27 protein-coding genes are annotated in these 24553 nt (G+C 67.4%); 22 read left to right on the forward strand and 5 right to left on the reverse strand.

Going from position 1 to position 24553, the window contains the following annotated elements:
• The 17 genes from folK to GLP40_RS05955 all read left to right on the forward strand — a co-directional run bounded on the left by folK (position 1) and on the right by GLP40_RS05955 (position 16893).
• Positions 1-534 carry a 2-amino-4-hydroxy-6-hydroxymethyldihydropteridine diphosphokinase gene (folK, locus tag GLP40_RS05870; protein WP_328289743.1) on the forward strand — a complete coding sequence of 178 codons (534 nt, stop codon included), beginning with the start codon at positions 1-3 and terminating at the stop codon, positions 532-534.
• A 16-nt stretch (positions 535-550) separates the two neighbouring features.
• Complete coding sequence (locus GLP40_RS05875; RefSeq protein WP_328289744.1) at positions 551-1021, forward strand: DUF3180 domain-containing protein; 471 nt, start codon at positions 551-553, stop codon at positions 1019-1021.
• A gap of 69 nt (positions 1022-1090) precedes the next feature.
• Positions 1091-2110, forward strand: coding sequence for a DUF6779 domain-containing protein (locus tag GLP40_RS05880; protein WP_154786733.1), 1020 nt, complete (start codon positions 1091-1093; stop codon positions 2108-2110).
• A 410-nt stretch (positions 2111-2520) separates the two neighbouring features.
• On the forward strand, positions 2521-3450 hold the full coding sequence (locus tag GLP40_RS05885) for a Rossmann-like and DUF2520 domain-containing protein (RefSeq protein ID WP_328289745.1): 930 nt from the start codon (positions 2521-2523) through the stop codon (positions 3448-3450).
• A 5-nt stretch (positions 3451-3455) separates the two neighbouring features.
• Positions 3456-4382: a pantoate--beta-alanine ligase gene (gene panC, locus GLP40_RS05890; RefSeq protein WP_154786735.1), complete on the forward strand. Its 927-nt coding sequence runs from the start codon at positions 3456-3458 to the stop codon at positions 4380-4382.
• Between the two features lie 13 nt (positions 4383-4395).
• Positions 4396-4815: an aspartate 1-decarboxylase gene (gene panD / locus GLP40_RS05895; protein ID WP_154786736.1), complete on the forward strand. Its 420-nt coding sequence runs from the start codon at positions 4396-4398 to the stop codon at positions 4813-4815.
• Between the two features lie 10 nt (positions 4816-4825).
• Positions 4826-5650 carry a type III pantothenate kinase gene (locus tag GLP40_RS05900; RefSeq protein ID WP_154786737.1) on the forward strand — a complete coding sequence of 275 codons (825 nt, stop codon included), beginning with the start codon at positions 4826-4828 and terminating at the stop codon, positions 5648-5650.
• Between the two features lie 249 nt (positions 5651-5899).
• Positions 5900-6469: a cysteine dioxygenase gene (locus GLP40_RS05910; protein WP_154786739.1), complete on the forward strand. Its 570-nt coding sequence runs from the start codon at positions 5900-5902 to the stop codon at positions 6467-6469.
• Complete coding sequence (locus tag GLP40_RS05915) at positions 6466-6897, forward strand: rhodanese-like domain-containing protein (protein WP_196054532.1); 432 nt, start codon at positions 6466-6468, stop codon at positions 6895-6897. The genes GLP40_RS05910 and GLP40_RS05915 overlap by 4 nt, the downstream gene beginning before the upstream one ends.
• Before the next feature lie 299 nt (positions 6898-7196).
• The gene (lysS, locus tag GLP40_RS05920; protein WP_154786902.1) at positions 7197-8663 is read left to right on the forward strand and encodes a lysine--tRNA ligase; all 1467 of its coding nucleotides are present in this window, start codon (positions 7197-7199) and stop codon (positions 8661-8663) included.
• A gap of 116 nt (positions 8664-8779) precedes the next feature.
• Entirely contained in the window at positions 8780-9142 is a 363-nt protein-coding gene (locus GLP40_RS05925) for a histone-like nucleoid-structuring protein Lsr2 (protein WP_154786740.1), read from the forward strand.
• A gap of 216 nt (positions 9143-9358) precedes the next feature.
• Complete coding sequence (locus GLP40_RS05930; protein ID WP_407671536.1) at positions 9359-9982, forward strand: FHA domain-containing protein; 624 nt, start codon at positions 9359-9361, stop codon at positions 9980-9982.
• Positions 9983-10192: 210 nt separating this feature from the next.
• Positions 10193-10849 carry an anthrone oxygenase family protein gene (locus GLP40_RS05935; RefSeq protein ID WP_154786742.1) on the forward strand — a complete coding sequence of 219 codons (657 nt, stop codon included), beginning with the start codon at positions 10193-10195 and terminating at the stop codon, positions 10847-10849.
• Positions 10850-11038: 189 nt separating this feature from the next.
• Complete coding sequence (locus GLP40_RS05940; RefSeq protein WP_230329252.1) at positions 11039-11989, forward strand: esterase/lipase family protein; 951 nt, start codon at positions 11039-11041, stop codon at positions 11987-11989.
• A 448-nt stretch (positions 11990-12437) separates the two neighbouring features.
• On the forward strand, positions 12438-14993 hold the full coding sequence (locus GLP40_RS05945; protein WP_154786743.1) for an ATP-dependent Clp protease ATP-binding subunit: 2556 nt from the start codon (positions 12438-12440) through the stop codon (positions 14991-14993).
• Positions 14994-15121: 128 nt separating this feature from the next.
• Positions 15122-15910, forward strand: coding sequence for a phytanoyl-CoA dioxygenase family protein (locus GLP40_RS05950; protein ID WP_154786744.1), 789 nt, complete (start codon positions 15122-15124; stop codon positions 15908-15910).
• Between the two features lie 74 nt (positions 15911-15984).
• Complete coding sequence (locus tag GLP40_RS05955; protein WP_154786745.1) at positions 15985-16893, forward strand: LLM class flavin-dependent oxidoreductase; 909 nt, start codon at positions 15985-15987, stop codon at positions 16891-16893.
• 175 nt (positions 16894-17068) lie between these two features.
• Here GLP40_RS05955 and GLP40_RS05960 read toward each other — a convergent pair whose 3' ends face one another.
• Positions 17069-17731 carry a response regulator transcription factor gene (locus tag GLP40_RS05960; RefSeq protein ID WP_154786746.1) on the reverse strand — a complete coding sequence of 221 codons (663 nt, stop codon included), beginning with the start codon at positions 17729-17731 and terminating at the stop codon, positions 17069-17071.
• A gap of 22 nt (positions 17732-17753) precedes the next feature.
• A complete protein-coding gene (locus GLP40_RS05965; RefSeq protein WP_154786747.1) occupies positions 17754-18980 on the reverse strand; it encodes a sensor histidine kinase in 1227 nt (408 codons plus the stop codon).
• A gap of 125 nt (positions 18981-19105) precedes the next feature.
• On the opposite strand from GLP40_RS05965, the gene GLP40_RS05970 reads away from it, so the two are divergent.
• The 4 genes from GLP40_RS05970 (at position 19106) to GLP40_RS05985 (ending at position 21964) form a co-directional block, all read left to right on the forward strand.
• Positions 19106-20002: an ABC transporter ATP-binding protein gene (locus tag GLP40_RS05970; RefSeq protein ID WP_154786748.1), complete on the forward strand. Its 897-nt coding sequence runs from the start codon at positions 19106-19108 to the stop codon at positions 20000-20002.
• Positions 19999-20847: an ABC transporter permease subunit gene (locus GLP40_RS05975; RefSeq protein ID WP_154786749.1), complete on the forward strand. Its 849-nt coding sequence runs from the start codon at positions 19999-20001 to the stop codon at positions 20845-20847. The genes GLP40_RS05970 and GLP40_RS05975 overlap by 4 nt, the downstream gene beginning before the upstream one ends.
• A 44-nt stretch (positions 20848-20891) precedes the next feature.
• Positions 20892-21332, forward strand: coding sequence for an SRPBCC family protein (locus GLP40_RS05980; RefSeq protein WP_154786750.1), 441 nt, complete (start codon positions 20892-20894; stop codon positions 21330-21332).
• A 188-nt stretch (positions 21333-21520) separates the two neighbouring features.
• Entirely contained in the window at positions 21521-21964 is a 444-nt protein-coding gene (locus GLP40_RS05985; protein ID WP_154786751.1) for an OsmC family peroxiredoxin, read from the forward strand.
• A gap of 92 nt (positions 21965-22056) precedes the next feature.
• On the opposite strand, the gene GLP40_RS05990 is transcribed toward GLP40_RS05985, so the two are convergent.
• From GLP40_RS05990 to GLP40_RS06000, 3 genes are all read right to left on the reverse strand, one after another.
• The gene (locus GLP40_RS05990; protein ID WP_328289746.1) at positions 22057-22809 is read right to left on the reverse strand and encodes a CbtA family protein; all 753 of its coding nucleotides are present in this window, start codon (positions 22807-22809) and stop codon (positions 22057-22059) included.
• Between the two features lie 38 nt (positions 22810-22847).
• Positions 22848-23042, reverse strand: coding sequence for a CbtB domain-containing protein (locus GLP40_RS05995; protein WP_154786752.1), 195 nt, complete (start codon positions 23040-23042; stop codon positions 22848-22850).
• A 224-nt stretch (positions 23043-23266) separates the two neighbouring features.
• Positions 23267-23578 (reverse strand): antibiotic biosynthesis monooxygenase family protein, encoded by a 312-nt coding sequence (locus GLP40_RS06000; RefSeq protein WP_154786753.1) that lies wholly within the window; start codon positions 23576-23578, stop codon positions 23267-23269.
• A 105-nt stretch (positions 23579-23683) separates the two neighbouring features.
• On the opposite strand from GLP40_RS06000, the gene GLP40_RS06005 reads away from it, so the two are divergent.
• Positions 23684-24424 carry an alpha/beta fold hydrolase gene (locus GLP40_RS06005; RefSeq protein WP_154786754.1) on the forward strand — a complete coding sequence of 247 codons (741 nt, stop codon included), beginning with the start codon at positions 23684-23686 and terminating at the stop codon, positions 24422-24424.
• Positions 24425-24553: the final 129 nt, after the last annotated feature.

The raw sequence follows: 24553 nt of genomic DNA on the forward strand, positions 1-24553 counted from the left end.
GTGACCCGCGTAGTCCTGTCGATCGGATCGAACATGGGTGACCGGCTGGCGCATCTACGCAGTGTCGTAAAGGCGCTGGGCCCGCGCCTGGTGGCGGTCTCGTCGGTGTACTCGACTCCGCCCTGGGGCGGGGTGCCACAGCAGGACTACCTGAATGCCGTGCTGGTGGCCGAGGATCCGGCCATGGAGCCTTCGGACTGGCTACGGCTGGGCCAGGAGTTGGAGCAGGCCGCGGGCCGGATGCGGGAGGTCCGCTGGGGTGCGCGCACTCTGGACGTGGATGTGGTGCAGGCCGAGCGGCGCCGCCGTGACCGCCGGGTGGTGGTGCGCAGTCTGGATCCGGTGCTCACGCTGCCGCATCCGCAGGCCCACAATCGGGCGTTCGTGCTGGTGCCGTGGCTGGAGGTGGAGCCGGACGCCGAGTTGGAGGTGGCCGGTGCGCCGCGTTCGCTGCGAGAGTGGTTGTCCGCCTTGGATTCCGCCGAGGTGCGGGGTGTGCGCCGCACCGAGCTGACGCTGGGTTGGTCACGGTGACGCGGGAGTTGCTGCGGTGAAGCCGACCCGCATTCTCGATCTGTGTGCGAATGTGCTGCTGGCGGCGATTGTGGCCTGGGTCGCCACCAATATGGCGTATTCGAGTTTCCCGCCCATCTCGGTGTTCTCCGGCGCCTCGCTGCTGCCGGTGGCGCTGCTGGAGGCGGTGCTTGCCTTCGTGATTCGGCAGCGCAAGGACAATCACGGCATCGGGCCCGGCTCCGGGCAGTTGCATCCGATCACGGCGGCCCGGGCGGTGGCGCTGGCCAAGGCATCGGCGCAGGTGGGGTCGCTGGTGGGCGGTATCTGGCTGGGTTTTCTGGTGTGGCTGCTCATGCAGCGCTCTGATCTGCGTGCGGCGGCGGCGGATACGCCGGGCGCGGTGGTGGGTCTGCTGGGCGGGGTGGCCTTGGTGGCGGCGGCGTTGTGGCTGGAGTATTGCTGCCGGGCTCCCATCGAGCCGCCCGACGAGGCGGCTACTTCATAGTTAACTAATTGGCGCTGATGATCACCAAGGTGGGGGCCGCACTCCCGATATCAAGCTACGCTGGCTGACATGGTTTCACCCTCCCGTAGCAGTGCTTCCCGTCGTCGGCGGGAGGATGCGGGAAAGTTCTTCACCGGCTTTCTGCTTCTCCTCGGACTGGTTGCCAGCGTTTTCCTGGTGTTCAGCGACAACCTCCACCTGATCCGGGTGGGCCTGGTCGCGGCCCTGTGGGCGGCCGCCATCGGCGCGCTCGCGGCCACGCGTTATCGCAGGGAAGCGGCCATCGACAAGGCGAAAGTGGGTGACCTCCAGAAGGTCTACCAACTTCAGCTGGAGCGCGAGGTTGCTGCCCGCCGCGAATACGAGCTGGGTGTGGAGACCCGGGTCCGTCATGAGGTCGGCGCCGACGCCGCGGAGATGGCCGCGCTGCGCGCCGAACTCACGGTCCTGCGCGAGAGCCTGCAGCGCCTGTTCGACGGCGACCTGCCCTCCGAGCGTCCGGCCCTGCGCGCGGATGCCGTTCGGGTCCAAGAACTTCCGAGCAGCGACGTCGATTCGGCCCCCGAGGCGGCGAACGATAACTGGACGGACGCGGACCCCTGGGATCCGTGGTCGTCCCCCGACCAGGCCGAGGACGACGAGGACCCCCGCTCCCGCATGGCCCCCAAGATCGATCCCTCCCACCCCGAACCGCCGGCCTTCGCCACCCCCTTCGACGACCCGGTCACCGCCGAGACCTCGATCATCACCGACGCCATGCGCCAGGACTACGAGGCCGAACGCGCCAATGCCGAGCCGGGTTCACCGGGCCCCGCCTCGAGCCCCGAGGCCGCCAACGTATCCGCCGACCTCGCAGAGAGCGACACCCTCGCCGCCGGCCACCCCACCCGCAATGGCCACGCCGCCGCCAATGACAACGGCAGCGCCTCCATCCCGCGCCTGACCTCCGAGCCCACCCCATCGTCCCCGGTCGGCCGTGCCACGACCCGCCGTCGCCGTCGTTCCGACGAGGGTGCCGACAGCGAAGGCACCCACCGCCTCTCGGTCGCCGAGATCATGGCCAACCTCAGGTCCGAGAACAGCAACTGACCGCCACCGCCCGCATACTGCGGCGGTTCGTGCTGAAAACGGAAGCCCGCCGGGTTCAGGGCGGCGCCCCGCAGTTCCGTCGGGGTTCGCACGGGAGATCGTGGAGTTCGGTGGCGGTTCGCACGCGGAGGACCGCAGAGTTTCGTCGGGGTTCGCCCGCGAAGTTCCGCGGGGTTCGAGCGGGGAACGCGGAATTCCCCAGTGGTTCGGGCGCGGGGGACGCGGATTTCCCCGGTGGTTCGGGGGCAGCGCCCCCGGGAATCTCTGGGGGTTCGGGGGCGAAGCCCTCGAGAATCGCGAGAGTTGCCTATCCCACACTGGGTAGCTCTGGCGAATCGGCGGCGATATTCTCGCTCGAGTAACGTCCGGTACCCGCATGGCGGGACTGGAACGACTTTCGAGAGGACAAAGTGACCTCGGACAAGGATGTCTGCGGGACCGATCCTGCGCCTGCACGCTTGACGGTGGGAATCGTCTCGGCGGGACGCGTCGGATCCGCGCTGGGTGTGGCGCTGGAGCGTGCCGGTCATGTCGTATTCGGGGTGTCCGCGATCTCGGATGCCTCGGTGCGCCGTGCCGCCACGCGCCTGCCGGATTCCCGGATCCTGCCCGCCGAGGAGGTCGCCGCCCGCAGCGAGCTGCTGATTCTGTCGGTGCCGGACAGCGAATTGCCGGGTTTGGTCTCGGGTTTGGCGGCCGCGAACGCGGTCCGTGCGGGCACCATCGTGGCGCACACCTCGGGTGCGAGCGGGGTAGGCGTGCTCGCGCCGCTGACCGCGCTGGGCGCGCTGCCGCTGGCGATTCATCCGGCCATGACGTTCACCGGGCATGACGAGGATGTGGCCCGCCTGGCCAATGCCTGCTTCGGCGTGACCGCCGCGGATGACATCGGCTACGCCATCGGGCAGTCGCTGGTGATCGAGATGGGCGGCGAGCCGGTGCGGGTCGCGGAGGAGAACCGCACCCTCTATCACGCGGCGCTCGCGCATGGCAGCAACCATCTGGTGACCTTGATCGTGGATGCGGTGGAGGCCTTGCGCGCGGCGCTGGTCGGCCCGGGTCTGCTGGGTCAGCAGACGGTCGACGATCAGCCGGGCGGCCTGGCCGAGCGCATGCTGGCCCCGCTGGCCTCGGCCGCGCTCGACAATGCCCTGCGCCGTGGCCCGGCCGCATTGACCGGCCCGGTGGCGCGCGGGGACGTGGCTGCGGTGGCCGCGCATCTGGAGGCCCTCGAGGCCCGCAATCCCCGTCTGGCCGCGGGCTACCGCGCCCTGTCGCTGCGCTCGGCCGAGCGCGCCCGGACAAATCCCGCCCTGATCGATCTGCTGGAAGGACGCTGACGTCGATGGACCCCAAGCTGATTGGCACGTACAAGCGCGGCGAGCTGACCGTGCTGCACGAGCCGGCGGTCATGACCAAGGTCGTCAAGGCGTTGCGGTCGGTGGGCCGTCGGGTCGCGCTGGTGCCGACTATGGGCGCGCTGCACGAGGGCCATCTCGAGCTGGTGCGGCTGGCCAAGCTGACCAACACCACCGTGATCGTGTCGATCTTCGTGAACCCGCTGCAGTTCGGCGCGAACGAGGATCTCGACAAATACCCGCGCACCCTGGACGCGGATGTGGAACTGCTGCGTGGTGAGGGCGTCGAGCTGGTGTTCGCGCCGAGCGCGCAGGACATGTACCCGTTCGGTCCGCGCACCACCGTGCAGGCCGGTCCCTACGGCGACATCCTCGAGGGCGCGACCCGCCCGGGCCACTTCTCCGGCGTGCTGACCGTGGTGTCGAAGCTCCTCAATATCTGCCAACCGCATGAGGCGTTCTTCGGCGAGAAGGATTATCAGCAGCTGGCTTTGATCCGGCAGATGGTCGTCGATCTGAATATGGACGTGAAGGTTGTGCCGGCGGCGACCGTGCGCGAGCAGGACGGTCTGGCCAAGTCTTCCCGCAACCGCTACCTGAGCCCCGAGGAGCGCGAGCTGGCCACGACCCTGTCCGCGGCGCTGCTGGCCGGTCGGCACGCGGCCGGGCGCGGTCCCGAGGCCGTATTGGAGGCGGCGCGGTCCGTGCTGGATGTAGCGCCGGACATTCAGCTCGACTATCTGGCCCTGCGGGGCGCCGACTTCTCCGAACAGTGGCCGACCGGCAATGCCCGGCTGCTGGTCGCGGCCCGGGTGGGAACCACCCGCCTGATCGACAACATGCCCGTCTCCATCGGCAAGCCGCTCGATGGCCATCCCACTGCTCCCGATCAGCCTGCCCAGGCAGCTCTCTAGGAAGGCGACGACGATGTTGCGCACCATGATGACGTCGAAGATCCACCGCGCCACGGTGACTCACGCCGATCTGCACTATGTGGGCTCGGTGACGGTGGACCAGGACCTGCTCGATGCCGCCGACCTGCTCGAGGGCGAGAAGGTCAGCATTGTCGACATCACCAACGGCGCTCGCCTCGAGACCTATGTGATCGCGGGCGAGCGCGGTTCCGGCGTGATCGGAATCAATGGCGCCGCAGCGCATCTCGTGCATCCCGGCGACCTGGTCATCCTGATCGCCTACGGCATGCTGGACGAGCGGGAGTTGAAGGACTACGCCCCGCACGTGGTCTTCGTCGACGAACGCAATCGCCCGATCGAGCTGGGCGCCGATCCGGCGCACGCCCCCGAGGGGTCGGGCCTGATCTCGCCGCGTTCGCTCTCGCTGGCCTGAGCGGCGGGCCATGCTGCTGACCATCGACGTCCGCAATACCAGCATCGAGCTCGGGCTGTTCTCGGGCAGCGGGGAGCACGCGAAACTGGTGCGCCACTGGCGGATGCACACCAATCCGCTGCTGACCGCGGACGAATTCGCGCTCCAGGTGCGCGGCCTGATCGGCGCGGACGCCGATCAGGTGGTGGGTGTTTCGGCGCTGTCCACGGTGCCGCCGGTTTTGCGCGAACTCCGTGAGATGTTGTCCCGTTATTGGGGTCATGTGCCGCACGTGCTCGTGGAACCCGGTGTGCGCACGGGTATTCCGCTGCTGGTGGACAATCCCAAGGAGGTCGGCGCGGATCGCATTGTGAATTGTCTTGCGGCATATCACCGTTTCCGTTCGCCGGCCGTCGTGGTGGATTTCGGCACGGCGATCTGTGTGGATCTGGTGTCGGCCAAGGGAGAATTCCTGGGCGGCAGTATCGCGCCGGGTGTGGAGATTTCCACCGAGGCGCTGATCGCTCGCAGTGCGCTACGCCGCGCGGAGTTGACCCGCCCGCGCTCGGTGGTGGGCAAGAACAGTATGGAATGCCTGCAGTCGGGCGCCATCTTCGGTTTCGCGGGCCTGGTGGACGGCCTGATCGACCGTATTCGCGACATCGAGGCCTTCTCCGGCGACGATGTGGCGGTGGTGGCCACGGGGGCGACCGCGCCGCTGATCGTGCCCGAGTCGGAGACCATCGAGCATCACGAGCCGCATCTGACGCTGGACGGCCTACGTCTGGTCTATGAGCGCAATCAACAGCGCTCCTCCGCCTCTGCGAGACCTCAGCGCCCGGCTGGGAGCCGTTGACCGCTGTGCACGCGTGCCGCGGTCGGGTGGTGAATCCATTCTGGGCGTGCTCCACGAGTTGCCCCGACCTTGTCGCGTTCCGCGGTGTGACGTGTTCGGCTCTTTGCGCTCACGCTGCCTGCTGTTAGACTCGCGGGCGTGTATTTCCGCGTGAGCACCCAGGAGTGTTGTCGAGGCTGATTCGCCTCGACGGTCGTCGAGGCTGCGTATAGCCCCCCGACCACAGACACACTTCTTGGAGTTTCGCTCATGCGTTCCTCTGCTCTTTCCCTACCTGCCGACACCCGCGCCGTCTCCGCCCTGCCGACCCGGCTGCGTCCGGCCGATCTGCTGCGCTTGACCGACGAGGGCGCCCAGGGCGTGCTGGAGGGCCGCTACGACCACCTGCTGCCCGCCGACGGCCTCTGGCCCACCGAAAAACGCTGGGCCGCAAGGCTTATGGCCGACGACGAGGTGGATCTCTGGCTGATCAGCTGGGTCGAGGGCAAGTACACCGAATTGCACGACCACGCCGGCTCGCTGGGAGCGCTGACCGTGCTCTCGGGCGCGCTGTCGGAATACCGCTGGAACGGCCGGGAACTGCGCCGCCGCACCCTCGCCGCGGGTGATCAGGCCTCCTTCCCGCTCGGCTGGGTGCACGACGTGGTGCGGGCCCCGGAGGCGGAGGCCGGGCTCACCGGCCCGCTGAATCCGACGCTGAGCGTGCACGCCTATTCCCCGCCGCTCACGGCCATGTCCTATTACGAGGTCACCGGCCACGGCACCCTGCGGCGCACCCGTTCCGTCCTCACCGACCAGCCCGAAGGTGAAATCGAATGACCCACTTGACGATCGACGGCATGCTCGCCCAGGCCCGGCAGCAGCTGCGCCGCCTGCTCCCGATCGAATTGCCGCAGGCCATCGCGCGCGGCGCGATTCTGGTGGATATTCGCCCGCAGGCCCAGCGGCTGCGTGAGGGCACGCTGCCGGGTGCACTGGTGATCGAGCGGAATGTGCTGGAATGGCGTTTGGACCCGTCCAGTTCGGCGCGTTTGGCCATGGCCGAGCACCACGATGTGGAATGGATCATCGTGTGCTCGGAGGGTTACACCTCGAGCCTGGCGGCGGCCTCGTTGCAGCAATTGGGCCTGCGGCGCGCCACCGACCTCGAGGGCGGATATCAGGCGCTCAAAGCGGCGGGCCTGCTGACCGCCGCGGCCTCGGCCCCGCACTTCGAGCGCGAAGTCGCCACCCTGGCCTGGCTGTAGGGGATCCCGGCTGTCGAGGTGACGACGGATTTCGTGCCGATTGGGGCACTCGTCGGGTTGGCCGATATCGGATCGGCGGCCAGCCGCCGGCACGCGTGCGCGAAGGTCGCTGTCACCTGGGCTGTGCGCTGAAGTCTCGGGGAGGCGGGAGTCGAGGCGGCGGATAAAACGGTTTTCGCCGCAGGATAGGCTATGCCCCCGTGAGCATCCCCAACCCCTCTTCTCCCGCAAGCAAACCCGTTCCTGCTGGGCAAAAGCGTGCCGTGGCGGCCGCTGTGGAGCATGACGTCCCCGAGCAGATGCGGATTCGCCGCGAGAAGCGTGAGCGGTTGCTGAAGGCGGGACGCGAGGCGTATCCGGTGTTGGTGGACCGCACCCACGCCCTCGCCGAAATTCGCGCGGCCTACCCGGATCTGGCGGCCGACACCCAGACCGGTCAGACGGTCGGGATTGCGGGGCGGGTCATTTTCGTCCGGAATACCGGCAAACTGTGTTTCGCCACCCTTCAAGAGGGCGACGGCACCAAGCTGCAGGCCATGATCAGCCTCAACGGGGTCGGCGCGGATTCGCTCGCGGCCTGGAAGGCCGATGTGGACCTCGGTGACTTCGTGTACGTGCATGGCGAGGTGATCGCCTCGCGCACAGGCGAATTGAGCGTCATGGCCGATGCGTGGGAGATGGCGGCGAAGTCGCTGCGCCCACTGCCGGTGGCGCACAAGGAGATGAACGAGGAGTCCCGGGTCCGGCAGCGCTATGTCGACCTGATCGTGCGCCCGGAAGCCCGCGAGATGGCCCGCACCCGCGTGGCCGTGGTGCGCGCGCTGCGAAACGCGTTGGAGCGCAGGGGTTTCCTGGAGGTCGAGACCCCGATGCTGCAGACCATCCACGGCGGCGCGGCGGCGCGGCCGTTCGCCACCCACTCCAATGCGCTCGATATGGAGCTGTTCCTGCGCATCGCGCCCGAGCTGTTTCTGAAGCGTTGCGTGGTGGGCGGCATCGAGAAGGTCTTCGAGATCAACCGGAACTTCCGCAACGAGGGCGCGGACTCCACCCATTCGCCCGAGTTCGCAATGCTGGAAACCTACGAGGCGTACGGCACCTACGACGATTCCGCGAAGATGATGCGGGAATTGATCCAGGAAGTCGCGCAGGAGGTCTTCGGCACGCAGGTTGTGAGACTCGCCGACGGAACCGAATACGATCTGGCCGGCGAGTGGGCGACGGTGGAGATGTACCCGTCGCTGTCGGAGTCGATCGGCGTGGAGGTCACGCCGGAAACTACGGTCGAGGAATTGCTGGCACTCGCGGATCGGGTCGGTCTGGAAATTCCGCAGGACAAGGGCTACGGTCACGGCAAACTGGTCGAGGAACTGTGGGAGCACGTCTACGGCGACAAGCTCTACGCACCGACTTTCGTCCGCGACTTCCCGGTTGAGACATCGCCGCTGACGCGTGAGCATCGGAGCAAGCCCGGGGTTACCGAGAAGTGGGACCTGTACGTGCGCGGCTTCGAACTGGCCACCGGCTATTCGGAACTCGTGGATCCGGTGATCCAGCGGGAACGTTTCATGGATCAGGCTCGTTTGGCCGCAGCCGGTGACGAGGAGGCCATGCGCCTGGACGAGGACTTCCTCACCGCGATGGAGCACGGCATGCCCCCCACAACCGGAACGGGTATGGGTATCGATCGTTTGCTGATGGCCCTGACTGGCCATGGAATCCGGGAAACGATACTCTTTCCAATTGTGCGTCCGGTTGCCCGATAGTTCTCCGGATTGCATTTCCGGGGCCTGTTCTGGGACTATCGGAATTAGCGGTATTCTGGCGTCGGGTAATCGACCTGACTATGCGGGTCGCACGATTTCGAGAGGACGTTCATCTCATGGCAAAGAAGGTCACCGTTAGCTTGATCGACGATGTCGACGGTGAGTCCATCGCGGACGAGACCATCGAGTTCGCAATCGATGGCGTCTCGTACGAGATCGACTTGTCGACGGAGAATGCGGCCAAGCTGCGGGACGGTATGGAGGCTTGGGTTTCCGCCGCTCGGCGCGTCAGTGGCCGGCGTCGTACCAAGGTGGCCGGCGCTCCGGCCGCGGGCCCGAAGAACCGGGTGTCGATCGATCGCGAACAAAGCGCGGCCATTCGCGAATGGGCGCGCCGGAATGGTCACAAGGTGTCCGCTCGTGGTCGTATCTCCGCTGACATCACCGAGGCTTACAACAAGGCCGCTGCTAAGAACTAGTTGTCCGACTAGTCGCCGATTCGACTGCCGTCCGGGTGTTTCGCGCGCGCCTGGGCGGCAGTGGTTTATTCATGCGCTTTGCGCATAATGCCAAGATCGACTCTCGAACTCGTCGGTACCCGCCCGGCGCGATCTTGCTAGTGCAGGGGTGGCCAGGCACCATTGAAACGTGTGGACGATGTCACTGGCTGGATGTAGAGAAGAGGTATCGGCGCAGTGACCGCATTCCACGGTTCCTTCCTCAGGGTCAAGGATCAAGAGGGACGCCAGCATGAGCTGATGCTGTCGCCTGACCAGCCCCGGATCACCATCGGGCGCTCGCCGCAGGCCGACCTTTCGCTGTTCTGGGACGCCGAGGTGTCGCGGCTGCACGCCACCGCAGAGTATCTGGGCGCGCACTGGACCATCGTCGACGACGGCCTTTCCCGCAACGGCACTTTCGTCAACGGGGATCGCCTGGTCGGCCGCCATCGCCTGCAGCCGGGTGATGTCATCCGGATGGGCACCTCGCGGGTCACCTTCCACGACTTCAGCGGCGCCGCAGGCGATATCACGCAGACCTCCACCGGAGGGCTGCCGACCCTGCGCTCACTCACTGAAACCCAGCGGTCGGTACTGATCGCGCTGTGCCGCCCCCTGCGCGGCAACGACGGCTTCGCCTCGCCCGCCTCGAATCAGCAGATCGCCGCCGAACTCTTCCTCAGCGTCGACGCCATCAAGACCCATCTGCGCGCCTTGTTCGCGAAGTTCGGCGTCGAGGATCTTCCGCAGAACCAGAAGCGGGTCCGCCTCGCCAACTTGGCCATGCAATCCGGCGTCATCTCCGAACGCGACCTCTGACCGACGTCCCATCGGATGCGGGGCCGGCGAGCCTCGAGGGGTTTCAGCGCGCGAAGCCCTACGAGCGTTGTTCGATCCTGGTACCGCTGTTGGACCTCTGCGCATGCGTGCGAGCTTCTGAGCCATGGGTTTCCGTGCCCGTCGGCGATTGACTGGATGTAGTCGATCACCCGGGAGAACACGGGTGGCAGATCCAGTCAGGAGAGAACGATGTTCGCATTTCGCACGGCCGCGCTGGTGGCGGCGACGCTGAGTACCGGGCTGATCGCCGGCGTGTTCTACGCGTACGCGACCTCGGTGATGACTGCCCTGGGCCAGTCCGACGACCGGACCTTCATCGACGTCATGCAGAAGATCAACGTGGTCATCATCAACCCGTGGTTCATGATCGGGTTCATGGGCACGGTCGGCTTCACCGTGCTGGCCGCGGCCCTGCATCTGGGCAAGGACACCCGCACCACCCTGTTCTGGATCGGGGTCGCGCTGGTGCTGAACATGATCGCCTTCGGCGTCACCTCGGGCCTGAACGTGCCGCTCAACAACCAGCTGGCCAATGCCGGTGACGTCGGGCGGATCGGGGATCTGGCGACGGTGCGCTCGCAGTTCGAAAGCTCGTGGGTGGCTTGGAATATCGTCCGCGCGGTGATCCACACGCTGGCCTTCCTGGTACTGATGGGCGCGCTGTTCGTGGCGGGCGTCCAGCACGCCCGGGCGACCGCGACCGCCGCGACGGCCGTGACCGCGGCCTCGGACGGGCCGGGCTTCCCGCAGTCCCCCGGCGCCTTCTCGGCTCCGGTCGCGACGTGGTCCGCCCCGGCGCGGCAGCAGTTCGCTCCACAGTCCGGATTCACTTCCGGCCGGCAGTAGTTCGATCCGATTCCGGCGGAGGCCGGGACCCGCTGTGCGGTAGCGCAAGCCGCCTGCGGATCCCGGCCTCCGCTGTTCTCCTCCACTGGAACAGGTGTCAGAACTTACCCGCCGGTAATCCATCCTCCGTGCTTGTTTACTGGCTAGGTTGACGGAACGCGTTCTAATTTGGGAGGGAACATGAGAGGGATGCCCAGGCCTGGAATGCCGGCATCGCTGCTGATCATGGCGGTTCTGGCGGTCTTGTGGATCGGTGCGAGCGGGGCTGCCCGAGCGGAATATCCGGTCACTTTCAACTTCTTCGCGGGCATCCCTTACGAGCTCGCCAATCCGGGTGGCTCCCTCCCGGGCGCCAATGACTGGTCCTGCAAACCCACGGCCGCGCACCCGGATCCGGTGGTGCTCATCCACGGCACCGCGGGCGGCGCGCAGACCAACTGGGGCGCCTACGCGCCATTGCTCGCCAACGAGGGCTACTGCGTTTACGCACTCACCTACGGCAACCTGGACGTGCCCTGGCCGCTCTCGGCGCTGGGCGGTATGAAGCCGATTCCCGGGAGCGCCGCGCAGTTGGGCGTTTTCGTGGATCGAGTGCTGGCCGCGACCGGTGCGGCCAAGGTGGACTTCATCGCCCATTCCCAGGGCAATATCGTCGGTGACTACTACATCAAGCGGCTCGGCGGTTCCGGCAAGGTGGACAGGTTCGTCGGCATCGCACCGCCGTGGCTGGGCATCTTCGGCGACCAGATGACCGTGATCCGAGCGTTCGGCAGTCGGCTCGGTGTGGATGCGGACACAGTCGACGGCGTCTCCGCCCTGGGCGCCATCTGCCAGGCATGCCCCGAGATGCTCGGCAACTCGTCGTTCATGAATGCCCTGAACGCCGACGGCGTTTACGATCCGTCGGTCACCTACATCAACCTGGCCTCGAATTTCGACGAGGCGGTGTGGCCGTCCATCGCGCTGGTGCCTGCCGCCAACGTGACCAACGTCCGGATGCAGGACGGTTGCCCCACCGATTTCTCCGATCACATGGCCATCGCCGGCAGTCACCGCGCCGCCATGGTCGCCCTCAACGCCCTCGACCCAGACCATGTGCGCCCGGTCCCCTGCGAGTTCGTACCGCCGTTCACCGGTTAGGGATCGAACCGGCCCGGGAGCGAAGCGGAGGGCAATAAGGCGTTCGTTCCGCCGTTCACCGGTTAGGGATCGACCCGCAGGTTCGCGGCGCGTCTCGTTCTGGACTGACGGAGCGGGGGAGCGAAGCGGAGGAGCGGAGGAGGGAAGAACGAGACCTCCAGCGCCGCGAACCCGCCCGGAGCGAAGCGGAGGGCAATTGAACACAGCTTGTTCGCTGTGGGCGTAGCCGATCTGGAAACGGACCGCGCAACTGCCCCGTTATGACTGAATGAGTCGTACTGTCGCCGGTTCGCAATAGGGTGGACGGACGACGTGCGTGACCCCCGGCAACTAGAGTGGAGTCGGGGATGCAACCCCAAGGCTTCATGGCAGGCTGGCGACCAGAAGGGCAGCACAGGGTCTGAAGCGCCGGATGCCAGTGATGGCGGAGCAGGAGAGTGAGGGAGCGATGTTCGAGAGGTTCACCGACCGCGCGCGGCGGGTCGTTGTCCTGGCCCAAGAAGAGGCCCGGATGCTCAACCACAACTACATCGGCACCGAGCACATCCTGCTGGGCCTGATTCACGAGGGCGAGGGCGTCGCGGCGAAGTCGCTGGAGTCCCTTGGCATCTCGCTGGAGGGTGTGCGGTCGCAGGTCGAGGAGATCATCGGCCAGGGCCAGCAGGCGCCGTCCGGCCACATTCCGTTCACCCCGCGCGCCAAGAAGGTGCTGGAGCTGTCGCTCCGCGAGGCGCTGCAGTTGGGTCACAACTACATCGGCACCGAGCACATCCTGCTGGGCCTGATCCGCGAGGGTGAGGGCGTCGCGGCGCAGGTGCTGGTCAAGCTGGGCGCGGATCTCAACCGCGTGCGTCAGCAGGTCATCCAGCTGCTGTCGGGCTACCAGGGCAAGGAGCCGGTGGAGTCCGGTTCGCGCGGCGAGCAGGGCACCCCGTCCACCTCGCTGGTGCTGGACCAGTTCGGCCGCAACCTGACCCAGGCCGCCCTCGAGGGCAAGCTCGACCCGGTCATCGGCCGCTCGAAGGAAATCGAGCGCGTGATGCAGGTGCTGAGTCGCCGTACCAAGAACAACCCGGTCCTGATCGGTGAGCCCGGCGTCGGTAAGACCGCCGTCGTGGAGGGCCTCGCTCAGGCCATCGTCAACGGCGAGGTGCCGGAGACGCTGAAGGACAAGCAGCTGTACACCCTGGACCTGGGCTCCCTGGTCGCGGGCAGCCGCTACCGCGGTGATTTCGAGGAGCGCCTGAAGAAGGTGCTCAAGGAGATCAACACCCGCGGCGACATCATCCTGTTCATCGACGAGCTGCACACCCTGGTGGGTGCGGGCGCGGCCGAGGGCGCGATCGACGCGGCCTCGATCCTGAAGCCCAAGCTGGCTCGCGGTGAGCTGCAGACCATCGGCGCCACCACCCTCGACGAGTACCGCAAGTACATCGAGAAGGACGCCGCCCTGGAGCGCCGGTTCCAGCCGGTCCAGGTGGGCGAGCCGACGGTCGAGCACACCATCAACATCCTCAAGGGTCTGCGTGACCGTTACGAGGCACACCACCGGGTTTCCATCACCGATGGCGCTCTCGTTGCCGCGGCTACTCTCGCCGACCGCTACATCAACGACCGCTTCTTGCCGGACAAGGCGATCGACCTCATCGACGAGGCCGGTGCGCGCATGCGCATCCGCCGGATGACCGCGCCGCCGGACCTCCGCGAGTTCGACGACAAGATCGCCGAGGCACGCCGGGAGAAGGAGTCCGCGATCGACGCGCAGGACTTCGAGAAGGCCGCGCGTCTGCGCGACAAGGAGAAGCAGCTGGTCGCCAAGCGCGCTGAACGCGAAAAGCAGTGGCGCTCGGGCGATCTGGATGTCGTGGCCGAGGTCGACGACGAGCAGATCGCGGAGGTGCTGGCCAACTGGACCGGTATCCCGGTGTTCAAGCTCACCGAGGAGGAGACCACCCGTCTGCTCCGCATGGAGGACGAGCTGCACAAGCGGATCATCGGCCAGGAGGACGCGGTCAAGGCCGTGTCCAAGGCCATCCGCCGCACCCGTGCCGGTCTGAAGGACCCGAAGCGTCCGTCGGGCTCGTTCATCTTCGCCGGTCCGTCCGGTGTCGGTAAGACCGAGCTGTCGAAGGCGCTGGCCAACTTCCTGTTCGGCGAGGACGACGCGCTCATCCAGATCGACATGGGCGAGTTCCACGACCGCTTCACCGCGTCTCGTCTCTTCGGTGCCCCTCCGGGCTACGTGGGTTACGAGGAGGGCGGCCAGCTCACCGAGAAGGTGCGCCGCAAGCCGTTCTCGGTGGTGCTGTTCGACGAGATCGAGAAGGCGCACCAGGAGATCTACAACACCCTGTTGCAGGTGCTCGAGGACGGCCGCCTGACCGATGGTCAGGGTCGCACGGTCGACTTCAAGAACACGGTGCTGATCTTCACCTCGAACCTGGGTACTTCGGACATCTCGAAGGCCGTCGGCCTGGGCTTCACCCAGTCCAATGCCGAGGGCTCGAACTACGAGCGGATGAAGCTCAAGGTCAACGACGAGCTGAAGAAGCACTTCCGTCCCGAGTTCCTCAACCGCATCGACGACGTGATCGTCTTCCACCAGCTGACTCAGGACCAGATCATCCAGATGGTGGACCTGATGATCGGCCGTGTCGCGAACCAGCTGAAGAACAAGGACATGGAGATCGAGCTGACCGAACAGGCCAAGAGTCTGCTGGCCAAGCGCGGTTTCGACCCGGTCCTGGGCGCGCGCCCGCTGCGTCGCACCATTCAGCGCGAGATCGAGGACCAGCTGTCGGAGAAGATCCTCTTCGGCGAACTGGGCCCCGGCCAGGTCGTGATGGTGGATGTCGAGGGCTGGGACGGCGAGGGCCAGGGCGAGAACGCCAAGTTCACCTTCACCCCCAAGGCCAAGCTGACCAAGAAGTCGGACTCGGCCGTCGAGGACAAGCCGGTCGCCGCCCTCGCGGGCGAGGCTCCGGGCGCCGCCTCGGGCGAGTAAGGCTCAGCGAGACGACGGAAGCCCCGTTCTCCCTCGGGAGGGCGGGGCTTCGGCCTGTCCGGAGCGAAATTCGGTGGCGGCGCGATCCCGGTATCGCTCATGCTCGGATAGCCGACTGGAAGGATCGCATGCTCACCGACGCTCAGATCGCCGCCTTCGTGGCCGATGGGTTCGTGAAGGTCGATGGTGTTTTCTCCGCCGAGACCGCCGCTGACGGGCGTGAGATCCTCTGGCGCGCAACCGGTTGCGATCCCGATGATCCATCGACGTGGACCAGTCCGGTCATCCGGCTCTGGGACCACTCCGAGGAGCCCTTCGCGCGCGCGGTCACCGCGCCGCCCCTGCTCGAAGCTTTCGACCAACTTGTCGTACCCGGACGCTGGGTCCCCCGAATAACGCTGGGCAGCTGGCCGATTCGCTTCCCCAGCCCGGAGCCGCCCGGCGACGACGGCTGGCATGTCGATGTGAGCTTCCCCGGCGATGCCGCGCGCGACGACTATCTGAGCTGGCGGGTGAACATCCACTCGAAGGGGCGCGCCCTGCTGATGTTGTTCCTGTTCTCCGATGTCGGCGCCGATGACGCCCCGACTCGCATCCGCGTCGGCTCGCACCTGCGGCTGGCCCCGGTGCTGGAACCGCTCGGCGAGGAGGGCGCCACCGTGTTCGACCTCCACGACTTCTATACGGCCACGGCCGATCTCCCCGAGGCGCTCGCGACCGGCGAGGCGGGCGATGTCTACCTCTGCCACCCCTTCCTGGTGCACGCCGCCCAGCCCAACCGCACCGGCCGCCCGAAATTCATGGCCCAGCCGCCGCTGCTGCTGCGCGAACCATGCTCGCTGGATCGGCCCGACGGCGCGTATTCGCCGGTGGAGCAGGCGATTCGGCAGGGTCTCGGACTCGGCGCCGCGCGCTGACTACGCGTCGGGACGTACGCGGGATGTGTTCTCCGGACGGATGATTCGCGCTGCCGGGAGGCAGAGGGTGAGCCATGTACATCGGATTGCATCTGACGAACTTCGCGCTGGACACTCCCTCGGAATGGATCGGATCGAGTCTGGCCGAGGTGGTCCGCACGGCAGAGGGCAGCGGGTTCTCGGTCATCGCCGTTGCTGATCATCTCTGGCAGAGCCCGTGGCTGGGGCGGGTGGAACAGAATGTGCTGGAGGCGTATTCGACGCTGTCGTTCATCGCGGCGCACACGTCGCGGGTGGAGCTGACCGCGTTGGTGTCGGGGGTGCACTATCGGCATCCGGCCATGCTCGGGAAGCTGGTCACCACCCTGGATGTGCTGTCCGGCGGCCGGGCCTGGCTGGGTATCGGTTCGGGCACCTCCACCGGCGATGTGGAGGGCTACGGCCTGCCGTTCCCGCCGCTGCGCGACCGCTACGACATGCTGGAGGAGACATTGCGGATCTGCCGTGCCATGTGGACCGATGAGAGGGGCGATTCGGAACCCGTGCACGGCAGGCACTTTCACGTCGAGCGTCCGCTGAACGCCCCGCAGGCGGTGCGGAATTCGCCACATGGTGGCTATCGTCCGCATCCGCCCGTGCTCATCGCCGGGGACGGGGAGCGACGTACCTTGCCGTTGGTGGCGCGGTACGCGGATGTGGCGAGCCTGCGGCCGGGCCCGGAGCTACCGAGCAAGATCGAACTGTTGGACCGGCTGTCCGCGGAGATCGGCCGCGATCCGCGCGAGATCCGCAAGAGCTGTGTCTTCGCCTTCGACCTCGGGCCGAGCGGGGGCGGCGTCGGCCGGGCACTGGAGCAGCTGAAGTGGCTGGCGGATAGGGGGATCGATCTGGTGATCGGTCGGGTGGCGGGCGTCGACGAGCTCACGCCCCTGGAGGTGCTGGGGCGCGAGGTGATTCCGGTGGCCGCGGAATTCGGTCCCTGACCAGTGTCGATATGCCCCGCTGCGTCGGGCCCGCGGCGGAAGAGCCATGGGCGCGGCACGGATGGCGCGCGCGTTGGGTGGCAGTCCTCGGCGACAGGCTGCGCCGGGGTGGTTTCACCGACGAGAACGACGCCGGTCGAACTCCGGCAGCTGAGCCGCCGCGCCCGCGGCCGGATTATTGCCAGCCGGGGCGGACCAGGCCGGATTCGTAGGCCATGACCACGAGCTGGGTACGGTCGCGGGCGCCCAGCTTCAACAGGATTCGGCCGACGTGGGTGCGCGCGGTGGCGGGACTCATCGAGAGGCGGACGGCGATCTCGGCATTGGTGAGGCCCTCGGCGATCAGGGTCATGACCTCGCGTTCGCGATCGGTGAGTTCGGAGAATTGGGCCGCGGGCGCGGGTTTGGCGTGCGAGGCGAATTCGGCGACCAGGCGTTTGGTGACGCTGGGGGAGAGCAGGGCGTCGCCATCGGCGACCACGCGCACGGCCTTGATCAGGTCGGCGGGTTCGGTGTGTTTGACGAGGAAGCCGGTGGCGCCGGAACGCATGGCCTCGAAGACGTATTCATCGAGTTCGAAGGTGGTCAGGACGACGACCTTCACCGCGGCCAGGGCCGGATCGGCGGCGATCGCGCGGGTGGCGGCGAGGCCGTCCAGGACCGGCATGCGGATGTCCATGAGCACGACGTCGGGCACGAGGGCGCGGGCCAGCTCGAGGGCCTGCTCGCCGGTATCGGCTTCGCCTACCACCTCGACGTCCTCCTGCGCGCCGAGCAGCGCCGCGAAGCCCGCGCGCACCAGCGCCTGATCGTCGGCGATCACCACCCGGATGGGCATGGCACCTCCTCCAATTCCATGCTTACGCAACCGGTTCGGGTCGGGCCAGGTGGGTGGGCAGCCGGGCCTTCACCCGGAAGCCGCCGTCGGCCTTGGGTTCGGCGGAGAGCTGGCCGCCGAGGGCGTTGGCGCGTTCGGTCATGCCGGTGATGCCGTGGCCGCCGGTCGGCGGCTGCGGCGCGGGCCGGCGGGTGGGCCGGGTGTTGTCGATGGTGAGCTGGAGCCGCTCGGCCGCGTAATGCACGGTGACGAGCACACTCGCACCGGGCGCGTGCCGCACCACATTGGTGAGCGATTCTTGCACGATGCGGGCGGCGGCCACATCGACCACGGCGGGCAGCCGCCGCGGTCCGCCGGTCACCATGGTGTGCACTTCCAGCCCGGCGGCGCGGGCCGGGGCGGTGAGCTTGTCGAGGTCGGTGATGCCGATGGTGGGCGCGGTGGGCGCGGCCACGGTGGCGGTGCCGCCGCGGATGGACCGCAGCAGTGCGTTCACCTCGCCGAGCGCGTCCTTGCTGGCGGTCTTGATGGCGGCCAGCGCGGTGGCGGCCTGCTCGGGTTTGCGGTCGATCAGTTCCAGCGCGACCGAGGACTGGACATTGATCAGTGACAGGCTGTGCGCGAGCACGTCGTGCAATTCGCGCGCGATGGCCAACCGCTCCTCGGTGACGCGCTGCTCGCGTTCGGCCGATTCCAGTGCTTGCTGGGCGTATTCGCGTTCGCGCTCGGCCTGCTCCTTGCGGCGGGCCGCCTCGGCGCGCTGCCGCCGAGCGGTGATGGCGGCGCGGCGCTGCCGAATGCCCTCGGCCGCGGCCGCGAGCACGAAAAGCCAGGCGAGCAAACCGAATTCCTGCCAGGCGCTGGTGTGGTATCCGCGCCAGCCGGGAACCGGCCACACCATGAGCAGGTAGCCCGCGGCCACGAACGGATAGGTGTACCAACGGGATCCGAGAACAGCGGCGGTCATGAAGGCCACGACGAGCGAGACGAAGGCCGGCCCGTAGCCATAACCGAGCAGTAGGTACGCGACGCTGACGGTCAGCGTCCCGTAGAACACCTCCAGCGGGTACCGTCGCCGCAGTACCAGCAGCGCCGGACCGGCTATGAGCAGCACATATCCGAAGACATCGAGCTGTCGCTCCACGGTCTGGTGATGATTGGCGAGGGTCCCGAAACCGAGCTGTATCGCCCCCACCACCAATGCTGGGAGCACGTCGCGCCGCCCGAGCCTTCCCCCTCGTGTGTCCATAGCTGCACCGTAGCGTCGTCTGTGGGCGGCGGCATCGTGTCGCGCCGAAATACGCATGCATACGTACGCCGGATCGCGCGCTGCGGCGGATTCCTTCCCGTGCTCCGCGGCGGAGGGTGGACTCCATGAACGAAGCGATTGTCGTCACCGACCGGTTGACCAAGCGCTACGGCTCCCACACCGCCGTGGACGCCGTGAGCATGAGTGTCCGCCGCGGTGAAATCTACGGTTTCCTGGGCCCCAACGGCGCGGGCAAGACCACCACGCTGCGCATGCTGGTCGGCCTGATCCGCCCGTCTTCGGGCACCGCGACCGTGCTCGGCCGGCCGCCCGGCGATCCGGAAACGTTGCGCCGCATGGGTGTTCTGATCGAGGGTCCCGGTTTCTACCCCTACCTCTCGGGCCGGGACAACCTGCGCGTCCTGGCCCGCTACCGGGGCGTCGGCGACGACGCGGTCGCCGACGCCCTGGACCGGGTGGCCCTCAGCGCCCGCGGCAAGGACGCATTCCGCACCTACTCGCTCGGCATGAAGCAGCGCCTGGGTGTCGCGGCCGCCCTGCTCGGCCATCCTGACCTGCTGATTCTTGACGAACCCACCAATGGTCTGGATCCGGCCGGTATGGCCGAGATGCGGGAGCTCATCACCGGCCTCGCCGCCGACGGGCACACCGTCGTGCTGTCCAGCCACCTGCTCAGTGAAGTGCAGGAGATCTGTGATCGCGTCGGCGTCATCTCCGGTGGGCGGCTGCTCGCCGAGTCGACGGTGCGCGAATTGCGTGGTGCGGCTTCGCTGTTGGTGCGCGCAGAGCCGGTGGAGGTGGCCTTCCTCGCGGTGCGCGCGGCGGTGGGTGTGCGGTCGGCGCTGATGACCGCCAAGGGAATTCGCGTCGACGCCGCAGCGGCCGGCGCCCCCATGGTGGCACGCGCGGTCATCGACGCGGGCGCGGAGCTGTTCGAGCTGCGCAGTGATGAAAAGTCCTTGGAGGAAGTGTTTTTCGAGATGACGGAGACGGCGAAATGACCGACGTGATGGCCAGTGCCCGGGCCGAACTGCTGCGACTGCGCAAGTGGCCCGCCTTCTGGATCGTGCTCGGCACCTGGATCCTGCTGAACCTCACCTTCGCCTATCTGTTCAATTACCTGGCCTACACCACCGGCAGCGCCACCCGCATGTCCAACGGGCTGCCGCGGGAGCTGCTCATGCAGCAGATGATGCCCGCGGCGGTGCCGGAGGTCTTCACCCAGGGCATGGCCATGTTCGGTGGCGCGCTCATGCTGGTGCTGGGCGCGCTGGCGGTGGGCAGCGGTTACGGCTGGGGCAGCTGGAAAACCGCGCTCACCCAGGGGCCTTCGCGGGTGCACGTGATCGGTGCGGTGGTGCTGAGCCTGGTGTTGACGGTGGTCGCGCTGGTGCTGGTCGCCTTCGTGGTCGACACCGGGGTGGCCGCGTTCATCGCCGGTACGCAGGGGCAGTCCCTGGCGCTGCCTACGGCGGGCCGGATGCTGCTCGGAATCGGTTCGGGCACAGCCATTCTGGGAATGTGGACACTGGCGGGCGCGCTGATCGGCGCGGTCGCTCGGGGTCCGGCGCCGGCGGTCGGCCTGGGCCTGGTGTGGGTGCTGGTCGTGGAGAATCTGCTCCGCGGGGTGGCCGCGATCTTCGCGCCCATCAGGGCGATCACCGATCACCTGCCCGGCACGGCCGCCGGTTCCCTGGCGGGTTCGCTACGCACGGTGGGCGGACCGGCCACACCCGGGGTGCTCGACATTCTGAGCCGCGGCGAATCCCTGATCGCCCTGACCGCCTATGCGATTCTCTTCGCGACCGGCACGGTGTGGCTGATCCGTCGCCGCGACATGGTCTGAATCATCCCGAGTGAGCGCGGGCCGGGGCGGTATCGTCGCGCCCCATGGACGTTGCGCCCCTGCGGCCACCCGACCTCGCCGCGCGACCGTTCTTCCTGGTCGCCGAACGCATCATGGCCGCCTCGCCCGCCGAGCTCTACCGCCAGTGCACCCGGCAGTTCGGACTCTGGTTCGCCGACCCGGGTTCGATCCGCATGCGCCCCGTGGTGAACGAACCGTTCTTCTTCACCGCGGGCGGCGGCCACCCGCACTACGGCAGATTCCTGCGCCTCGAACCCGATCGCCTGGTCGAGCTGACCTGGGTCACCGACGGCACCGAGGGCGCGGAAACCATGGTCACCTTGGAACTTTCGGCGCACGGCGCGGGCACCGCCCTGCTCCTCACCCACGCAGGCTTCCCGGGCGCCGCCGCGCGTGACCGGCACGAGAAATCCTGGCCAAATGTATTGCGGCAGTGGGATCAGCGGACCGCGGCCGAGGTATAGGGTTTGCACGTATCCGGCGAGTTCATCACTGGATGAACCTCACCCGAAGGTTCGCGGCCGTCTCGATTCAGGACTGAGTGGAGCGGGGAGCGAAGCGGAGGAGCGGAGGGAGGAAGAATCGAGACCTCCAGGGCCGCGACCCGCCCGCAGCGAAGCGGAGGGCACATCAAACACCGAAAGGACGAAGGATGCCTACACGTACCGCGCGCACCAGCTGGTCCGGCGGCCTGCAGGACGGTTCCGGTCAGGTCGAGCTGACCAGCTCGGGCGTCGGCAAGTACGACGTCTCGTTCCCGAAGCGCGCCGCCGACACGGCCGACGGCACCACCAGCCCCGAGGAACTCATCGCGGCCGCGCACTCCTCCTGCTACGCCATGGCCCTGTCGGGTCAGATCGGCAATGCCGGCGGCACCGTGCAGAGCCTGGACATCACCGCCGACGTGACGCTGGGCCCGGACCCGGCCGGCGGCTTCCGGATCTCCAAGATCAAGCTGACCCTGGTCGGCAAGGCGTCGGGCATCGACGAGGCCGGTTTCCTGGCCGCGGCCGAGGCCGCCAAGGCGGGTTGCCCGGTGTCCAAGGCGCTGTCCGGTGTCGACACCATCGAGCTGGACGCCACTTTCGAGGCATAGCTCCCGAGTTCCCGGCTGACGTCTCCGTCGGCCGGGAACCGGCGCGCGCGATCATCGACTTCGGTTCGGCCGGATCATCGGGCGCCCGGGACTTACGAAACCGCTGACACCCGAACGCGATCCGCGTACTCGGTGAGCGCCGCGAAGGCCAGCCCCAGGGTCAGCCACAGTGTGCCGGTCTCGGCCAGCGAGGTGGCCCGGAACTGCCACAGCAGGGTCGCCGGGAAGTCCGACGGCACCTCGTCGATGCCGGGCAGCGCGATATAGCCGATCGCGGCCACCAGCACGAACACCGCCGTCGCCCCGATCATGCGCACCGAGTCCAATCGGTTGCGCAGCACCTTGTGGACGTAGACGCCGGCGCCCACGGCCGCGAAGCCGAGCAGCACGGACGCGAACCACAGCCAGGTGCGTTCGTTGATGGTGTCCGGCTGACCCACCGCGGGCGGGTTGGCCGGGTACTTGAAGAAGGGCACCGCCACGATGGCCAGCCACCCGCCGCCCGCGAGGAGCAGGCCCAGCCGCGGTCCGGGCAGCCTGGTGAAGCGGCGCGCGATATTCGCGGCCGTGGCGAGAATGGCTCCGATGGCCGGCCCGAACAGTCCGAGCGCCAGGAACTGACCGGCTTTCTGCCCGGTCCGGCTCACCAGCGGTTCGTCCTCGTCCCCATGCGAATGCCCGGAGCCCCCGGCCTGTTCGTGCGCATGTCCGTCGCCGGAAGTCTCGGCCTTGGAATGGGATTCCTCGAGGCTGATCGCCGCGTCGAGCTTGGGCTCACCGACGAAATAGCCGACGGTGGCCGCGAGCAGGCCGGCGATCAAGCCGGCCAGCAAGCCACGCAACACGAGCGTAGTGAGCGAACCCTGGAGTGATCGGGATTCGCTCAGTGACACGGGACGCCCAGCAGGTGCCGTCCGTCATGCGTGAGCTCGTGCATGTACATACCGGTGCGCGAAATGGCACCCTGATCGAAGCCGACCAGGTACAGCGTGAGCAGTGCGAGCAGAACGACGCCCGCGGAGACGAGCAACGCGGTGAGCGCGTCGCCGCCGCGGCTGGGGTTGTGGACGATGGCCATTCGAGTCCTCCCGGGGGATTTCGCGTCCCCGTCGAAACGGATACGACGGTGCCGGTGTCTGGCTTTCCCGGCGCCCGCCGGACTCGGCTGATGCTGGGAATACAGTGGCGCGACCGCCCCGGAATCACACCGGGTTACGCGTCACCGTCGCTTATTGCACTTCGAAGGGTGACATCCCATTCGGCCCTGCGTCAACACGTGCCCCGCTGCCGGACACGCGTTGATCAGGCCTTCTTCGCCGCCACATCCATGACGACCTCGAACTCGAGCAGCGACGCGCCCGTGGCGACCGGCTTGCGCGCCTCGCCCGCGTGCGCCTGTCGCGCCGGGCCGTCCCGCCACGCCGCGAAGGACTCCTCCGAATCCCATTGCGTGACAACGAAATACCGGTTGTCTCCGGCGACCGGGCGGAGCAGCTGGAAGCCCAGGAAACCGGGCGAGTTCTCCACCGCGTGCGCGCGGTGCGCGAAACGCTGTTCCAGTTCCGGGCCCGCGCCCTCGGGGACCTCGATTGCATTGATCTTGACGACTGCCATAGATGCGAATGTACTCCGCGGCCGCGCACGTATCGTTCGAGGTGACAACCAACTCTCGGGACTCTCGGGGGTTCACCCTGAAACCCAGAACACATGGTCGAGGCGATGTTGTACGACGAAGGCGGCGCGGGCGCGCCGATCCTCCTGCTGCACGGACTGATGGGCAGCGCCCGGACCTGGCGGGCGCAGCTGCCCTGGCTGCGCGAATTCGGACACGTGTACACGTTCGACGCGGCCGGGCACGGGCGGCCCGCGCCGGACGAATTGACCACCGAGGCGTTCGTGGCGGATCTGGCCGAGACGACCTCGGATATCACCGAACCCATGGTGGTGGTGGGGCATTCGATGGGCGGGCTGCACGGGTGGATGTTCACCGCGGCACATCCGGAACGGGTACGCGCGCTGGTCGTCGAGGACATGGCGCCGGACTTCCAGGGTCGCACCGCCGAGAACTGGGCGGCGGTGATTTCCGCTTGGCCGCAACCGTTTCCGGACGAGCGGGCCGTGCTGGAATTCTTCGGCCCGGTGGCGGGTCGCTACTTCCTCGACTCCTTCCTCCACGGCCCGGACGGGTACCGCCTGCACGGTCCGGTCCCGACCTTCCGGGACATCTCCGAGGAGTGGGGTACACGCGACTTCTGGGCGCAGTGGAAATCCATCACCGTCCCGGCCCTGTTGATCGAGGGCGAGCACACCATCACCCCGCCGGGGCAGATGCGTGAGATGGCCGACCTGCACCCGGATGCCCGGTACGTCGTCATCGACAACGCGGGCCATCTCGTCCACGACGATCAACCGGCCGCCTACCGGGCCGAAGTCGAGGGCTTCCTGCGCAGGGTGCTGTAACCCGCATGTCTCTCACCTGCCCTTACCTGCTGCGGCGAGCGGCGGGCGAGGGCGATTTCAAATTCTGAAGGCGGGTGCCTTCAGTCTCCATGGCGATGCATCGTATGCTCGGCTCGACTGTGACCCACG

Origin of the sequence: Nocardia aurantiaca (assembly GCF_009708175.1) — a bacterium.
GTDB classification, from domain to species: Bacteria; Actinomycetota; Actinomycetes; order Mycobacteriales; family Mycobacteriaceae; genus Nocardia; species Nocardia aurantiaca.

Coding starts and splice junctions, on each gene's coding strand:
- GLP40_RS05960 (WP_154786746.1), bottom strand. CDS start 17,731: ATGCCCATCCGGGTGGTGATCGCCGACGATCAGGCGCTGGTGCGCGCG.
- GLP40_RS05900 (WP_154786737.1), top strand. CDS start 4,826: ATGCTGCTGACCATCGACGTCCGCAATACCAGCATCGAGCTCGGGCTG.
- GLP40_RS05915 (WP_196054532.1), top strand. CDS start 6,466: ATGACCCACTTGACGATCGACGGCATGCTCGCCCAGGCCCGGCAGCAG.
- GLP40_RS05940 (WP_230329252.1), top strand. CDS start 11,039: ATGCCCAGGCCTGGAATGCCGGCATCGCTGCTGATCATGGCGGTTCTG.
- GLP40_RS05995 (WP_154786752.1), bottom strand. CDS start 23,042: ATGGCCATCGTCCACAACCCCAGCCGCGGCGGCGACGCGCTCACCGCG.
- lysS (WP_154786902.1), top strand. CDS start 7,197: ATGCGGATTCGCCGCGAGAAGCGTGAGCGGTTGCTGAAGGCGGGACGC.
- GLP40_RS05935 (WP_154786742.1), top strand. CDS start 10,193: ATGTTCGCATTTCGCACGGCCGCGCTGGTGGCGGCGACGCTGAGTACC.
- GLP40_RS05955 (WP_154786745.1), top strand. CDS start 15,985: ATGTACATCGGATTGCATCTGACGAACTTCGCGCTGGACACTCCCTCG.
- GLP40_RS05925 (WP_154786740.1), top strand. CDS start 8,780: ATGGCAAAGAAGGTCACCGTTAGCTTGATCGACGATGTCGACGGTGAG.
- GLP40_RS05950 (WP_154786744.1), top strand. CDS start 15,122: ATGCTCACCGACGCTCAGATCGCCGCCTTCGTGGCCGATGGGTTCGTG.
- GLP40_RS05965 (WP_154786747.1), bottom strand. CDS start 18,980: ATGGACACACGAGGGGGAAGGCTCGGGCGGCGCGACGTGCTCCCAGCA.
- GLP40_RS05970 (WP_154786748.1), top strand. CDS start 19,106: ATGAACGAAGCGATTGTCGTCACCGACCGGTTGACCAAGCGCTACGGC.
- panD (WP_154786736.1), top strand. CDS start 4,396: ATGTTGCGCACCATGATGACGTCGAAGATCCACCGCGCCACGGTGACT.
- GLP40_RS06005 (WP_154786754.1), top strand. CDS start 23,684: ATGTTGTACGACGAAGGCGGCGCGGGCGCGCCGATCCTCCTGCTGCAC.
- GLP40_RS05880 (WP_154786733.1), top strand. CDS start 1,091: ATGGTTTCACCCTCCCGTAGCAGTGCTTCCCGTCGTCGGCGGGAGGAT.
- GLP40_RS05910 (WP_154786739.1), top strand. CDS start 5,900: ATGCGTTCCTCTGCTCTTTCCCTACCTGCCGACACCCGCGCCGTCTCC.
- GLP40_RS06000 (WP_154786753.1), bottom strand. CDS start 23,578: ATGGCAGTCGTCAAGATCAATGCAATCGAGGTCCCCGAGGGCGCGGGC.
- GLP40_RS05985 (WP_154786751.1), top strand. CDS start 21,521: ATGCCTACACGTACCGCGCGCACCAGCTGGTCCGGCGGCCTGCAGGAC.
- GLP40_RS05980 (WP_154786750.1), top strand. CDS start 20,892: ATGGACGTTGCGCCCCTGCGGCCACCCGACCTCGCCGCGCGACCGTTC.
- panC (WP_154786735.1), top strand. CDS start 3,456: ATGGACCCCAAGCTGATTGGCACGTACAAGCGCGGCGAGCTGACCGTG.
- GLP40_RS05975 (WP_154786749.1), top strand. CDS start 19,999: ATGACCGACGTGATGGCCAGTGCCCGGGCCGAACTGCTGCGACTGCGC.
- GLP40_RS05945 (WP_154786743.1), top strand. CDS start 12,438: ATGTTCGAGAGGTTCACCGACCGCGCGCGGCGGGTCGTTGTCCTGGCC.